Origin of the sequence: Streptomyces sudanensis, assembly GCF_023614315.1 — a bacterium.
GTDB lineage: Bacteria > Actinomycetota > Actinomycetes > Streptomycetales > Streptomycetaceae > Streptomyces > Streptomyces sudanensis.
In genome coordinates this window covers 3756059-3769218 of record NZ_CP095474.1, presented here as the reverse complement: position 1 = coordinate 3769218, position 13160 = coordinate 3756059, and the positions used below count along the sequence as shown (strand labels likewise).

Genomic DNA, 13160 nt, shown 5'->3' with positions numbered 1-13160 from the left:
AGCAGCCTGGGCCCGGGNCGGGGCGGTACGGGTCCGGGCCGGGGCGGCGGGCGGCGTCAGCGCCGCGGTGGGGCGCCCCGCTCGGCGGCGGCGAGGCGGTAGGCCACCCGGCCGAAGGAGACCGCGTCGCCCGGCCGGACGACGACCGCGCCGGCCACGCGCCGCCCGTTGACGGTGGTGCCGTTGGTGGAGCCGAGGTCGCGCAGGACCCACAGCCCGTCCCGCAGGCCGAGTTCGGCGTGCAGCCGGGACACCGTCTCGTGGTTGAGCCGCAGTCCGTTCACCGGATCGCGCCCTATCCGCAGCGGGTACGGGCCCGGCTCGGGCAGCAGCAGTTCCGGCAGCCGCTCGGCCCGCCAGGCGTGCTCCAGCCGCGTCCTGAACGCGGACACCTGCCCGACCGCGCCGAACAGCCGCTTCGGCCAGCCCGCGCCCCGCTCCCGGAGGTCGTCGGTGAGTACCGCCAGCTCCTCGGAGCGGCGGGCCTTCAGGGCGAGTTCCATGCGGCGCAGGAACGTGTCGTGGGACAGCCTTCCCTGCACCGCGCCCTCGCGGATCAGCTCCAGGGCCCGGTCCCGCTCGGCGTCCGACGGCCGGGCGGGACGCGTGCCGAACTCGGAAGACGACGTCACGAGGGTGATTGTCGGCCGCCGGACACGGGAGTGTCCAGACGGGCCGTCACGGGCGGTCCGCCCGCCACCCGGCGGAGTGCCGTGCTTCCGGAAGCCGGTCTTGCCAGGATGGGGCACGGCAGCGGGGACCTGACCCGGTCGACGACGAGGGGATCGCCAGTGCTGTTCGAGGTGTGGGCGCCGAACGCGCGCGAACGGGTGGAGCTGGAACTGGAGGGTGCCCGGCACCCCATGGAACGCGACCCGCTGCGCGACGGCTGGTGGACGGCCGACGCCGGCGGGGACGGCGTGCCGGACGGGGCGCGGTACGGCTTCGCCCTGGACGGCGGGCCGGTGCTGCCCGACCCGCGGTCGCGGCGCCAGCCCGACGGGCCGGACGGGCTGAGCGCGGTGGTGGACCACACGGCGCACGTCTGGCGGAACGAACCGCCGGCGCGCGGGCTGCACGGGGCCGTCCTGTACGAGCTGCACGTCGGGACGTACACGCCGGAGGGCACCCTCGACGCGGCGGCGGAGCGGCTGGACCACCTGGTGCGGCTGGGAGTGACGCACGTGGAGCTGATGCCGCTGTGCCCGTTCCCGGGGCGGCACGGCTGGGGGTACGACGGGGTGTCGCCGTGGGCGGTGCACGAGCCGTACGGCGGGCCGGCGGCGCTGAAGCGGTTCGTGGACGCGGCGCACGGCCTGGGCCTGGGCGTGGTTCTGGACGTGGTCCACAACCACCTGGGCCCCTCCGGCAACCACCTGCCGGCCTTCGGCCCGTACTTCACCGACACCCACCACACCCCCTGGGGCGCGGCGGTGAACCTGGACGCGCCGGGTTCGGACGAGGTGCGGGCGTTCCTGCTGGGCAGCGCGCTCGCGTGGCTGCGCGACCACCGGATCGACGGGCTGCGGCTGGACGCGGTGCACGCGCTCGCCGACACGCGGGCGCTGACGTTCCTGGAGGAGCTGTCGGCCGCGGTGGACGGGCTCTCCGCGCGGCAGGGGCGGGAGCACTTCCTGATCGCCGAGTCGGACCTGTGCGACCCGCGGACGACGACGCCGCGCGCGGAGGGCGGACTGGGCCTGCACGCCCAGTGGAACGACGACTTCCACCACGCGCTGCACACCGCGCTGACCGGCGAGTCCCAGGGCTACTACGCGGACTTCGCGCGGGCGCCGCTGGCGGCGGTGGCGAAGACCCTGGGCCGGGTCTTCTTCCACGACGGGACGTTCTCCACGTTCCGGGGCCGTACGCACGGCCGCCCGGTGGACCCGGAGCGGACCCCCGCGCACCGCTTCCTCGGGTACGCGCAGACCCACGACCAGATCGGCAACCGGGCGCGGGGCGACCGCCTGTCGGCGTCCCTCTCCCCCGGCCTGCTCGCGTGCGCGGCGACGCTGGTGCTGACGGGGCCGTTCACGCCGATGCTGTTCATGGGCGAGGAGTGGGGGGCCCGCACGCCCTGGCAGTTCTTCACCGACCACACCGACCCGGAGCTGGCCGAGGCGGTGCGGGGCGGGCGGCGGCGGGAGTTCGCGGCGCACGGCTGGCGGGAGGAGGACGTCCCCGACCCGCAGGACCCGGCGACGCGCGACCGTTCGTGCCTGGACTGGGCGGAGCCGGAGCGCGAGCCGCACGCGCGGCTGCTGGAGTGGTACCGGCGGCTGATCGCGCTGCGGGCCGCGCAACCGGACCTGACCGACCCGGACCTGGCGGCGGTGCACGTCTCCTACGACGAGGAGGCCCGCTGGATCGCGTACCGGCGGGGGGACGTGCGGGTGGCGGTGAACCTGGCGCCCCGCCCGGCGCGGATCCCGCTGGGCCCGGACGGGACGCGGGTCCTGGCCGCGTGGGAGCCGGTGGAGGTGCCGGGACCGGACAGCGGGGAGCTGGTGGTGCCGGCGGAGTCGTGCGCGGTGCTGGCCGCCTCCTGAACCGGGGAGGCTCCGGTGCCGGGGCCCGGCAGGGTTCCGCGGCGGTGCCGGGCCCCGGGAGGCCGTTCCCGGACCCGCCGGACGGGCCCGCCACCCAGCTCTCCGCCCGTGCCGTCAGCCGACCCGCATGGCCAGCACCTGCCCGGGCCACGTCCCGGACAGGAAACGATCGGTGGGGGTGAATCCGTTGCGCTCGTAGAAGGCGACCAGTTCGCCCCCGCCGCCCGCCCAGCAGTCGACCCGCAGCAGCTTCACGCCGGCCCGCCGGGTCTCCTCCGCGGCACGGGCCAGCAGCCTCGCCCCGATGCCCAGACCGGCGTGCCGTCGGTCGGAGACCAGGAGCCGGACGTACCGCTCGGGTTCCCCGGCCGGCGCGATCGGCATCAGGGGGCTGGGACCGGAGTCCAGCACCACGACGCCGGCGGGCACTCCGTCCAGCTCCGCGACGTACGGGGTGTTCTCGGTCATGTACCGCTCGACCCGCGGCACCCCGCCGGGCTTCTGCGAATAGGGGGTCGTGCCCCACTGCTCGGTGTTGCCGCGCTCGTTCATCCAGACCACCGCCGCGTCGAGCATGTTCAACACGGCCGGCACGTCGGCCGGGCCGCCCGGCCTGATCCGTATGGCATGTGTGGTGTCCGTCATGGCGGCAGCCTAGACAGCGGCGGCGCGGGGCCGCGGCCGGAACCGCGGACCCGGACACCGGGATCTCCCGCCGGCGGGTACGTGTCGGGGCCGGCCGGGCCCGGGTGGTGCGGGTCTGCCGGGGCGGCGTGCCCGCACCCCGGCGGCGGAGCCCGGCCCCGGTGCGGGCGGGGGCCCCTCCGGGAACGGCCCGGCGTACCGGCCCCCGGCCCGGGGTTCCCCGCNNCNNCCGGGGNCGGCTCCCGCCCGNNNCGCNNGCNCCCGGAACCGGTCCGGTCCCGGGTGCGGGGCGGGCGCGGCTTCGGCTCACTCGCCGGTGAGCCGGGCGGCGAGTTCCGCGGCGGGGCCGGTCGGTTCGCCGGTGTGGAGCAGTTCGACGCGGTGGACGAGGAGCGGTTCGAGCAGGGGGACGGCGGTCGCGGCGGGCGCCGCGGGGACGGTGGCCGGCAGGACGGCCAGGCCCCGTCCGGCCGCGACGAGCCCGGTCAGGGTGCGCACGTCGGTCCCGTCGTAGCGCAGGGCGGGACGGAAGCCGTACGTGCCGTGGGCGGCGCGCAGCCAGTCGAGGGGGAACCCGGCGTCGGGGGCGTCCACCCAGCGCGCCCGGGTCAGGTCGTCGAGGCTCAGGCCGCGGCGGCCGGCCAGCGGGTGGCCGGCGGGCAGGTGGACGGCGACGGGGGCCTCGGTGACGCGGAGGGCGGCCGGCGGGACGGCCCCGGACGGCGCCGGGGCGGCGGCGTCCGGGAGCGGCGGGGGCAGCGGGGTCCCGGCGGTGGTGAGCCCGTCGACGAGGCCGAGGCGGGCGGTGCCGTCGGCGAGCGCGGCGGGCACCGCGTCGCGCGACCGGACGCACAGGGTGACGCGGACGGTGGTGCCCGGGAGGGCGGCGAGCAGCCGGGGCCCGACGGCGAGGGGGGTCGCGGCGACGGCCAGTTCGCCGGCGGGGGCGGCGAGGCGCGCGAGTTCGGCGCGGGCCGCGTCGAGGCGCAGCAGCAGTGGTACGGCGTGTTCCAGGAGCCGCGCGCCCGCCACGGTGGGGACGACGGGCCGCCGGGTCAGCAGCGGCAGACCCAGTTCCCTCTCCAGGGTGGCGACGTGCCGCGCCACGGTGGCCCGGGCGCAGCCGAGCTCGCGCGCCGCCGCCGAGAACGAGGCGAGCCGGGTCACCGTCACGAAGGTACGCAGGAGGTGCGGGTCCATGAGGCACAGTCTGGCCCGTCCGGCGGGCTCGTGAACGGCGTCCGATCGTTCCGGCGGAGGGACGGTCCGCCCCGGTGGCCGGCGGCCGCGAGGAGCGCGACCGGCCCGGAAGCCGCCGCTCCACCGGGTCGCCCTACCCCACCGGCTCGTCCCATTGCGCCAGGGCGGCGGGCCGCCCGCGTCAGCTGTTCGGGGAACGCATCGATTCCGCGCGGTTCTTGAGCGCCCGGTTGAACTGCTCGAAGCCGAGGGCGACCGAGTCCAGTTTGCTTCCCATGAGTTTCGGCAGGACCCCGGAGAACGTCTCCCTGTGGTCGAGCGAGGTCGCCCCGCCGTCCTCGGTCAGGACGAACTCGTGCGTGCCGTCGAAGATCCCCGGCACCAGCAGCCTGCCGATCCACCGCAGGTGCCTGCCCGGCTCGGCGACCAGGACCTTCGGCTTGAAGGACATCGTGCGGGTGCCGCCCTGCCGAACGGTGATGGCAAGGCGCTCACCCGGTTCGGCGCGCCCTGCCGCCTCGACCATGAACGGGTTCCACTCGGCGTACCTGTCGAAATCGACGAGCACGTCCCAGACCAGGGATGCGGGTGCGGAGATCTTTACGGTCGTTTCGACGACGCGCATGAATCGAACCTTTCGCCTCGGTTGCACGATGACATGGTCGAAGCCTCGGCGGATCCTCCGAGGGGCCACCTCGGCCCCGGCCGCATGACGTCGCTTCCCGAGGTCGTCCTCACCGGAGGAGAGGCGGACGCCGAAGGGGCTCACCGTTCCGCGCGGTCAAGCGGAGGCCTGCGCGGGCACCCCCGCGCAGGTCCGGCCCCCGTCACCGCCCGGCCCGGTGCCCGCCCTCAGTCCTCGGCGGGCAGCAGCCGCAGCGAGACCGAGTTGATGCAGTACCGCTGGTCCGTGGGGGTGGGGTAGCCCTCGCCCTCGAAGAGGTGGCCCAGGTGGGAGCCGCAGCGGGCGCAGCGGGCCTCGGTGCGGACCATGCCGTGGGAGCGGTCCTCCAGGAGTTCGACGGCGTCGCCGTCCTTCGGGTCGTAGAAGGACGGCCAGCCGCAGTGGGAGGCGAACTTCGTGTCGGACGTGAAGAGTTCCGCCCCGCAGGCCCGGCAGGAGTAGACGCCCCTGGTCCTCGTGTCGGTGTACTCGCCGGTGAAGGGCGGTTCCGTGCCGGCCTCCCGCAGGACGTGGTACTCCTGCGGGGTCAGCTCGGCGCGCCACTGCTCGTCCGGCTTCTCGACCTCGTACGGCATCGTGTGTTCGGCTCCTTCGGCTCGGGTCAGTCCGCCAGGCGGTCGAGGATCCTCGGGCCGAGGTCCGTGACGTCGCCGGCGCCCATGGTGAGAACGAGGTCGCCGGGGCGTGCCATTCCCGCGATCAGGCCGGGGACGGCGTCCTGGTCGTGGACGGGGGTCGTCGACGCGCCCGCCGCGACGGCCGCGTCGGTGATCAGCGCGCTGGTGACGCCGGGGATCGGGTCCTCGCGGGCCGGGTAGATCTCGAGGACCAGCGACTCGTCGGCGAGGGCGAGCGCCCGGCCCATCTCCGTGCCCAGCTCCCGGGTGCGGGAGAACAGGTGCGGCTGGAAGACCACCAGCAGGCGGCGGCCGGTGCCGGCCGCGTCGCGCATCGCCTCCAGGTCGGCGGTCATCTCGGTGGGGTGGTGGGCGTAGGAGTCGACGACCTGGACGCCCGCGGCCTCCCCCTTGAGCTGGAGGCGGCGCCCGACGCCGGTGTACGCGGTGAGCGCCCGGGCCAGGTCGGCCGGGTCGACGCCCGCGCGGGCCCCGGCGGCCAGCGCGGCGGCGGCGTTGTGGGCGTAGTGGCGGCCCGGCACGGAGACCGTGAAGGTGTGCTCGACGCCGTCGAGGACGACGGTGACCTCGCTGGTCATGCCCTTCGGGGTGATCCGGCGGATCCACACGTCGGACGTCTCGGCCTCCCCGACGCGCAGGACGTGCAGTCCCGGCCGGTCCGCGACCCGCGCGGCCAGTTCGCGGGCGCCCGCGTGCTCGCCGACGACGAGGGTGCCGCCGTGGGGGATCTTGGCGACGAACGCCTCGAAGGACTCGTGGATCTCCTCCAGGGAGGCGTAGTTGGCGTGGTGGTCCAGTTCGACGTTGAGGACGAGGGCGACCTCGGGGTCGTACTTCTGGAAGCTGCGGTCGCTCTCGTCGGCCTCGGCGACGAAGAGGTCGCCCTCGCCGTGCCGGGCGTTGGTCCCGGGGCCGGCGAGGTCGCCGCCGATGGCGTACGAGGGGTCGAGACCCAGCTCGGTGAGGGCGACGGCCAGCATCGAGGTGGTGGTGGTCTTGCCGTGGGTGCCCGCGACGGCGATGGCGCGCAGGCCCTTCATCAGGGCGGCGAGCGCGTCGGAGCGGTGCACGACGGGGATGCCGAGCTGTTCGGCGCGGGCGAGCTCGGGGTTGTCGGCGCGGATGGCGCTGGAGACGACGACGCAGGTGGCGTCGTCGGCGAGGTGGTGCGCGGCGTGGCCGACGTGGACGGTCGCGCCGAGGGCGCGCAGCGACGCGGCGGTCTCGGACTCGCGCGCGTCGCTGCCGGCGACCTTGGCCCCGCGCTGGGCGAGGATCTTCGCGATGCCCGACATTCCGGCGCCGCCGATGCCGATGAAGTGCGGCCGTTCCATCGCGGCAGGGATGGCGGGTGCCATGCGGTTCTCTCCCCGGGGTGTGGCGTGTGTGCGGGGGCTCAGCCTATTCGTTGTGGGCGAAGAGTTTGAGCACCGGTACGCCGACCTTGTGGCGGGCGCGGGACGCCCAGTCCCGGTGGAAGAACTCCTCCACGTAGTGCGGCGCGGTCAGCACGATCACCTCGTCGGCGTCCGCCTCCTCCACGACGGCCTTCATCCTGTCGAGCGGGTGGTCCTCGACGACCTGGCCGACCGCCTCGCAGCCGGCGTCGCGCAGGGCCTGGACGGAGCGCTCCAGGGCCGCCTCCGCCGGGCGCCGCGCCTCCGGGCCGGACGGCTCCTCGCCCTCGCGGGCCGCGTCCCTCAGCGCGCCGACGGCGACGTCGTCGATGGCGCGCAGCAGTGTGTCGGCCCGGTCGCCGCGGGGCTGCATGAGCACGATGAAGGAGGCGGGCTCGTCCCCGTGCAGGGTCGTGACGAAGTCCACGTCCACGGACGACAGCGGTTTCTCGATCATCAGAACGCTTGTGAACACCTTCGGAAGCCCTTCCGCGGAAACCGTCCCTCCCCGTGCCCGCACGGGGTCTGAAAAGGTAAGTGTGCCCAGCGCGGGGTGGGCGGAACGGTTAATTCCGACCATTTCCCGGACCGGTGTGTCACCGGGCGCCCTCCACCGGACCGGTTCGCGCGGGGTCGGGCCGGCGGTAGCGGGTGAAGAGGAACCCGTCCTCCTCCAGTACGGACACCAGGGCGAACCGCGACGGCACCGCCACGGACGGCCCGCCCGCGATGCGCTGCGCGTCCCCGGCGGTGAGCGTCGGGGACACGGTCAGGCACAGCTCGTCCAGCACCCCGGCGGCGACGAACTGCCCCAGCAGCCGCGGCCCGCCCTCGGTGAGCTGCCGGGCCAGTCCGCGTCCGGCCAGCGCCCGTACGGCCCGCTCGGGGTCCACGCCGGAGCCGTCGCCCGCGACGACCACCTCCGCCCCGGCCCGCTCCGCCTCCCGCACCCGGCCGGGGGGCGCGGCGGCGCCGGTGAGGACCAGGGTCGGCACGAGCGGGGAGGCGAACAGCGGCAGCGAGAAGTCCAGGTCCAGCGAGGCGCTCACCACGGCGACCGCGGGCGCGGGCCCCTGGCCGGCCGCCTTCCGTCGCGCGGCGAACGCCTCGCGCGCACGCGCCGGGCGGTACCCCTCCAGCCGTACCGTCTCGGCGCCCACGACGACCACGTCGGCGAGCGCCCGCAGGGTGCCGAAGATCCGCATGTCGGCGGCGCAGGAGATCGGCTGCGAGCGGCCGTCGTGCTGGGCGGCGCCGTCCAGGGACGACACCATGTTGGCGCGCAGCCACGCGCCGCGCGGGGGCGCGGCGGAGCCGGCCGGGTAGGCGTACGCGTCGGCCAGCTCGTCGAGGGACCACTCGGCGGGCGCGGCGGGTCCTCCGGGNCGGCGGGGGCGGGCGGTGTCGGGTCGGTCACAGGGAACAGGCGTCGCATGCCGAGCAGTCTGGCACGGCGCTTACAGTGGGGAGCGTGTCGACGAGTGCCCTGACCGAAGCGGTCCCGCTGTCCCTGTGCGCCCGCGAGCCGCACGTCCCCGCCGATCGCCTGGTCGCCGAGATGGTGCCTCCGCCGCGCTTCGACGGGGTGCGCTTCGACACCTACGTGCCGGACCCGGGGCAGCCCAGCCAGGCCGAGGCCGTGCGGGTGCTGGCGGGCTTCGCCGCCGGCCTGGGCGCGGGGCACGCGGACGGCGCGGGCCGGCGCCGCTGGTTCTCCCGGAAGCCCGCCGCCCCCGCCGGGCCGCGCGGGGTGTACCTGGACGGCGGGTACGGCGTCGGCAAGACGCACCTGCTGGCGTCGCTGTGGCACGCCGCGCCGGCCGAGCCCGCGCTCAAGGCGTTCGGGACGTTCGTGGAGCTGACCAACCTCGTCGGCGCGCTCGGCTTCCAGCAGACCGTGCGGACCCTCAGCGGGCACCGGCTGCTGTGCATCGACGAGTTCGAGCTGGACGACCCGGGCGACACGGTGCTCGTCTCCACGCTGCTCGGCAAGCTGGTGGAGGCGGGCGTCGCGCTGGCCGCCACGTCGAACACGCTGCCCGGGAAGCTGGGCGAGGGCCGGTTCGCCGCCGCGGACTTCCTGCGCGAGATCCAGGGCCTGTCCGCGCACTTCCGTCCGCTGCGCATCGACGGCGAGGACTACCGCCACCGGGGTCTGCCCGAGGCCCCCGCGCCGTACGCGGACGAGGAGGTCGTCCGGGCCGCGCACGCGACGCCCGGTGCCTCCCTGGACGGCTTCCCCGAGCTGCTGGAGCACCTGGCGCGGGTCCACCCCAGCCGGTACGGGGCACTGACCGAGGGGGTGGCGGCGGTCTGCCTGACGGGCGTGACGGCCGTTCCCGACCAGTCGACGGCGCTGCGCCTGGTGGTCCTCGCCGACCGGCTGTACGACCGGGAGATACCGGTGCTCGCGTCCGGCCTGCCCTTCGACCGGCTGTTCGGTGACGAGATGCTGAACGGCGGGTACCGGAAGAAGTACTTCCGGGCGATTTCGCGGCTCACCGCCCTGGCGCGGGACGCCAAGGGGCTGGTCGCGCAGTAGGTTGGCGTGCCGTAAGCCCACCGTCCACCGCCCTGGCGCCGCCGGCGCCGGAAGGGAACCCGGCATGGCCACCACGCGTCACGCGCACACCGTCTGGGAGGGCAACCTCACCGAGGGCACGGGCACCGTGTCCTTCGACTCCTCCGGCATCGGCTCCCACCCGGTCTCCTGGCCGGCGCGCGCCGAGGAGCCGAACGGCATGACCAGCCCGGAGGAGCTGATCGCGGCCGCCCACTCCAGCTGCTTCTCCATGTTCCTGTCGGCGGTGCTCGGCAAGGCCGGCACGCCGCCGACCCGGCTGACCACGAAGGCCGACGTCACGTTCCAGCCCGGCACGGGCATCACGGGCGTGCACCTCACGGTCGAGGGCGAGGTCCCCGGCGCGGACGAGGCCGCGTTCACCGCGGCGGCGGAGGAGGCCAAGGCGGGCTGCCCGGTCAGCCAGGCGCTGGCGGGTACGGAGATCACGCTGACCGCGAGCCTCGCGGGCTGAGGCGGCACCGCCGCCCGGAGATCCGGCCGCCGCCCCGAGGGGTGGCGGCCGGACCCGTTCCGGAGGGGGGCGGGGGTGCCGGCGGGACGGCTGGGGCGGGGTGCCGGCGGCAGGGTCTCGAAGCTCCAGGCGGTACGGGGCGGATGGCGCCGGGCGTACGTCGGGGCGGGTGGTAAACGGGTGGCCCGGGGCGGCGCGGTGCGGTGATCCTGGTCCGGACGCGGACCGCGACCGGTGAGGAGCCGCCCCACGCCCGTGCCCGCCGACACGCCTGTGCCCCCCGATCGGGCGGTCCTCCACCCGATGCCCGGGCAGCCGCGGGTGGTACTGCTCAAGCCGCTGGTGAAGTCCCCGCTGATCGAGGTCGGGGAGTGCTCCTCCTACGACGACCCGGACGACCCGACCGTGTTCGAGACGCGCGACGTGCTCTACCCCTACGGGCCGGAGAAGCTGGTCACCAGCAGGTTCCGCGCGCTGGGCACCGGGGTGCGGTTCCTCGTGAACGGCGCCGACCACCGCATGGACGGCCCTTCGGCCTTTCCCTTACCCACCATGGGCGGCTCGTGGTCGGAGCACGTCGACCCGCTGACCGGCCTGCCCGGCCGGGGGACACCGTCGTCGGCAACGACGTCTGGTTCGGCCACGGCGTGACGGTGCTGCCCGGCGTGCGGATCGGGCACGGCGCGATCGTCGGCACCGGCGCCGTGGTCACGAGGGACGTACCCGACTACGGGGTCGTCGGCGGCAACCCGGCACGGCTCGTCCGCACCCGGTACGACGAAGCGGACGTCGCCCGGCTGCTCGCGGTGGCCTGGTGGGACTGGCCCGCGGAGCACATCACCGCCCACGTCCGGACGATCTTGTCGGGCAGCGTCGCCGACCCGGAGGCCGCCGCCCCGGACGCCCTGCGCGCATGACGCCCCCGCCGTGCCCGGCCCCGGCACCGGCGGGGCCGGGCGCGGACATCGGGCAGGGGCCGCGCGGGCGGCGCAAGGGGCCCGTGCGGCGGCGCGGCGGAGCCCTCGCGGGCGGTGCGGTGGGCCCGTACGGACGGCGCGGCGGGGCCCGTGCGGGCGGTGTGGCGGCGACACCGGGCAACTGATCGGATACTTTCCGATAGTGAGATTTTCTGTTCGACGTGTGTCGGTATCGGCCGCCCTGTGCGCGATCCTGTCCGGCTGCGGGACGCCGGCGCCCCCTCCCGCGGCCGGNCCGGCGGACCGGCACCGCGCCGCCTCCCCNNNCNNNNGNNGNGCCCCCNGCGGCGTCCGCCGCCGCGTCGCCCCGGACCGGGNCGGGGGCCTCCGGACGCACCCCGCCCGTGATGGCGCCCGGACCCGGCGGCCTGACCCCCGTCTTCGAGCGCCGCTCCGGCGCGGCGGGCACGGCGGCCGACAGGACCGTGGCGCTGACCTTCGACGCCGACATGACGGCCGACCAGGGCCCGCGCGCCGCCCGCGGCGAACGGTTCGACAACCCGGCGCTGATCGCCACCCTCCGCCGCCTGGACGTGGACGCCACGGTGTTCATGACGGGCCGGTGGGCGGAGGAGTACCCCGACCAGGCGCGGTCCATCGGCACGGACCCCCGCTTCGAGATCGCCAACCACTCGTACAGCCACCACGCCTTCCGCTCCCCCTGCTACGGCCTGCCGGTGCTGGACGACTCGGAGATGGCCGCGGACGTGGACCGGGCGTTCGCGGCGTTCCGCGCGGCGGGCGTGCGGAACGCCGTGCCGTACTTCCGCTTCCCGGGCGGCTGCTACGACGACACCGCGCTGCGCGCCCTGGCGCCGGCGGGGGTGACCGCCGTGCAGTGGGACGTGGTGGGCGGCGACGCCTTCGCGACGGACGCCGACGCCGTGGCCGAGCAGGTGCTGGACGGTGTGCGGCCGGGTTCGGTCGTGGTGCTGCACTGCACGCTGAGCGCGGCGCCGGCCACCGAGCGGGCGATCCGCCGCATCGTCCCGGAGCTGCGGGCGCGCGGCTACCGCTTCGTAAAGGTGTCGGAGCTGATGGCCGCGGGCTGAGCGGCTCCGCCGGGGCGGGCGGACCCGCCTGCCCGCCGCACCCGTACGGGGGCGGACGGTGCGGTGTCGGGGCCTCCCGCTGCACCCGTACGGGGTCGGGTGATGTGCTGTCGGGGTCTCCCGCCGTACCCGTACGGGGTCGGGCGGCGGACCCGCCCGCGCGCCTTCCGGAGCCCAAGGGGCTGGCGGTACCGGGTGGCCGTACCCGCTCCCGGCGCCGGGCCGGTCCCACCGGGCTGGCAGACTGGGGCCGTGAGCAGCGAGAACGTCATCGAGGCCGACGAACGGCGCGACGCCGCGCCGCAGTTCGTCCTGCCGCTCGTCGTCCGGATCGAGAAGGCCGCGCCGCCGGACCGCACCGACGCCCTGGAGACCGCCGCGCGGGCCGTCCTGGTGATGCTGTCGGACGACCGCGCGACGGGCGACGGCGAGTGGGCGCGGGCCGTGCGCGCCTGGGAGGACGCCCGCATCCGCAAGGTCGTCCGGCGCGCCAGGGGCGCGGAGTGGCGGCGCGCCGAGCGGCTGCCTGGCATCACGGTCACCGGCGCCGCCGCCGAGGTGCGGGTCTTCCCTCCCGTCCCGCTCGACGGCTGGCCCGGGGACCTGGCCCGCCTCCAGGTCTCCGGCACCGAGCTCGCCGACCTGGCCGAACCGCCGCCCCCCGCGCCCGGTCAGGCCGTGTTCTGGCTCAACCCCGAACTGCGCATGTCGGCCGGCAAGGAGATGGCGCAGGTGGGACACGGGGCGCAGCTGCTGTGGTGGGCGATGGACGACGCCGCCCGCGCCTCCTGGCGGGAGGCCGGCTTCCCCCTCGCGGTCCGTACCGCGCGGCCCGCGCACTGGGCGTCCCTGGTCGACAGCGGCCGTCCCGTGGTGCGCGACGCGGGTTTCACCGAGATCGCCCCGGGCTCCGCCACGGTCGTCTCCGACTTCCCGTCCCCCGGTCTCCCGTCCCCCGGTCTCNNATACCAATCTTACT

Annotated in this window: 11 protein-coding genes and 3 pseudogenes; 6 read left to right on the top strand and 8 right to left on the bottom strand. The window is 75.8% G+C overall.

Annotated features, from left to right (window positions below):
- Nucleotides 1-56 precede the first annotated feature (56 nt).
- Entirely contained in the window at nt 57-632 is a 576-nt protein-coding gene (locus MW084_RS17345) for a DUF1707 and FHA domain-containing protein (protein ID WP_010470522.1), read from the bottom strand.
- A gap of 108 nt (nt 633-740) precedes the next feature.
- Between MW084_RS17345 and treZ the strand changes: the two genes are divergently transcribed.
- Nucleotides 741-2552 (top strand): malto-oligosyltrehalose trehalohydrolase, encoded by a 1812-nt coding sequence (gene treZ, locus MW084_RS17340; RefSeq protein ID WP_106428065.1) that lies wholly within the window; start codon nt 741-743, stop codon nt 2550-2552.
- 114 nt (nt 2553-2666) lie between these two features.
- On the opposite strand, the gene MW084_RS17335 is transcribed toward treZ, so the two are convergent.
- The 7 genes and pseudogenes from MW084_RS17335 to MW084_RS17305 form a co-directional block, all read right to left on the bottom strand.
- On the bottom strand, nt 2667-3197 hold the full coding sequence (locus MW084_RS17335; RefSeq protein ID WP_010470520.1) for a GNAT family N-acetyltransferase: 531 nt from the start codon (nt 3195-3197) through the stop codon (nt 2667-2669).
- A 306-nt stretch (nt 3198-3503) separates the two neighbouring features.
- Nucleotides 3504-4397: a LysR family transcriptional regulator gene (locus MW084_RS17330; protein ID WP_010470519.1), complete on the bottom strand. Its 894-nt coding sequence runs from the start codon at nt 4395-4397 to the stop codon at nt 3504-3506.
- A 181-nt stretch (nt 4398-4578) separates the two neighbouring features.
- Nucleotides 4579-5022, bottom strand: a complete 444-nt coding sequence (locus MW084_RS17325) for an SRPBCC domain-containing protein (RefSeq protein ID WP_010470517.1) — start codon at nt 5020-5022, stop codon at nt 4579-4581.
- A 227-nt stretch (nt 5023-5249) separates the two neighbouring features.
- Nucleotides 5250-5657: a peptide-methionine (R)-S-oxide reductase MsrB gene (gene msrB, locus MW084_RS17320; protein WP_010470516.1), complete on the bottom strand. Its 408-nt coding sequence runs from the start codon at nt 5655-5657 to the stop codon at nt 5250-5252.
- Nucleotides 5658-5683: 26 nt separating this feature from the next.
- Entirely contained in the window at nt 5684-7078 is a 1395-nt protein-coding gene (murC, locus tag MW084_RS17315) for a UDP-N-acetylmuramate--L-alanine ligase (RefSeq protein WP_010470515.1), read from the bottom strand.
- Nucleotides 7079-7121: 43 nt separating this feature from the next.
- Nucleotides 7122-7592 carry a hypothetical protein gene (locus MW084_RS17310; RefSeq protein WP_010470514.1) on the bottom strand — a complete coding sequence of 157 codons (471 nt, stop codon included), beginning with the start codon at nt 7590-7592 and terminating at the stop codon, nt 7122-7124.
- 121 nt (nt 7593-7713) lie between these two features.
- Nucleotides 7714-8502, bottom strand: a pseudogene (locus MW084_RS17305) (pyrimidine reductase family protein); the annotation flags it as partial.
- Nucleotides 8503-8588: 86 nt separating this feature from the next.
- Between MW084_RS17305 and zapE the strand changes: the two are divergent.
- The 5 genes and pseudogenes from zapE to MW084_RS17280 form a co-directional block, all read left to right on the top strand.
- Nucleotides 8589-9659: a cell division protein ZapE gene (gene zapE / locus MW084_RS17300; protein ID WP_039829211.1), complete on the top strand. Its 1071-nt coding sequence runs from the start codon at nt 8589-8591 to the stop codon at nt 9657-9659.
- 64 nt (nt 9660-9723) lie between these two features.
- Nucleotides 9724-10152: an OsmC family peroxiredoxin gene (locus MW084_RS17295; protein WP_010470511.1), complete on the top strand. Its 429-nt coding sequence runs from the start codon at nt 9724-9726 to the stop codon at nt 10150-10152.
- Nucleotides 10153-10455: 303 nt separating this feature from the next.
- Nucleotides 10456-11069: pseudogene (locus tag MW084_RS17290) on the top strand (CatB-related O-acetyltransferase).
- Between the two features lie 378 nt (nt 11070-11447).
- The coding region (locus MW084_RS17285; RefSeq protein ID WP_275563669.1) for a polysaccharide deacetylase family protein at nt 11448-12181 on the top strand (734 nt) is incomplete at its 5' end.
- Between the two features lie 252 nt (nt 12182-12433).
- A pseudogene (locus MW084_RS17280) lies at nt 12434-13144 on the top strand (peptidyl-tRNA hydrolase); the annotation flags it as partial.
- Nucleotides 13145-13160: the final 16 nt, after the last annotated feature.

Bases quoted from the DNA above. Each gene is read 5' to 3' on its own strand.
- treZ (WP_106428065.1), top strand. From the start codon at position 741: ATGGGGCACGGCAGCGGGGACCTGACCCGGTCGACGACGAGGGGATCG.
- MW084_RS17335 (WP_010470520.1), bottom strand. From the start codon at position 3,197: ATGACGGACACCACACATGCCATACGGATCAGGCCGGGCGGCCCGGCC.
- MW084_RS17330 (WP_010470519.1), bottom strand. From the start codon at position 4,397: ATGGACCCGCACCTCCTGCGTACCTTCGTGACGGTGACCCGGCTCGCC.
- MW084_RS17325 (WP_010470517.1), bottom strand. From the start codon at position 5,022: ATGCGCGTCGTCGAAACGACCGTAAAGATCTCCGCACCCGCATCCCTG.
- msrB (WP_010470516.1), bottom strand. From the start codon at position 5,657: ATGCCGTACGAGGTCGAGAAGCCGGACGAGCAGTGGCGCGCCGAGCTG.
- murC (WP_010470515.1), bottom strand. From the start codon at position 7,078: ATGGCACCCGCCATCCCTGCCGCGATGGAACGGCCGCACTTCATCGGC.
- MW084_RS17295 (WP_010470511.1), top strand. From the start codon at position 9,724: ATGGCCACCACGCGTCACGCGCACACCGTCTGGGAGGGCAACCTCACC.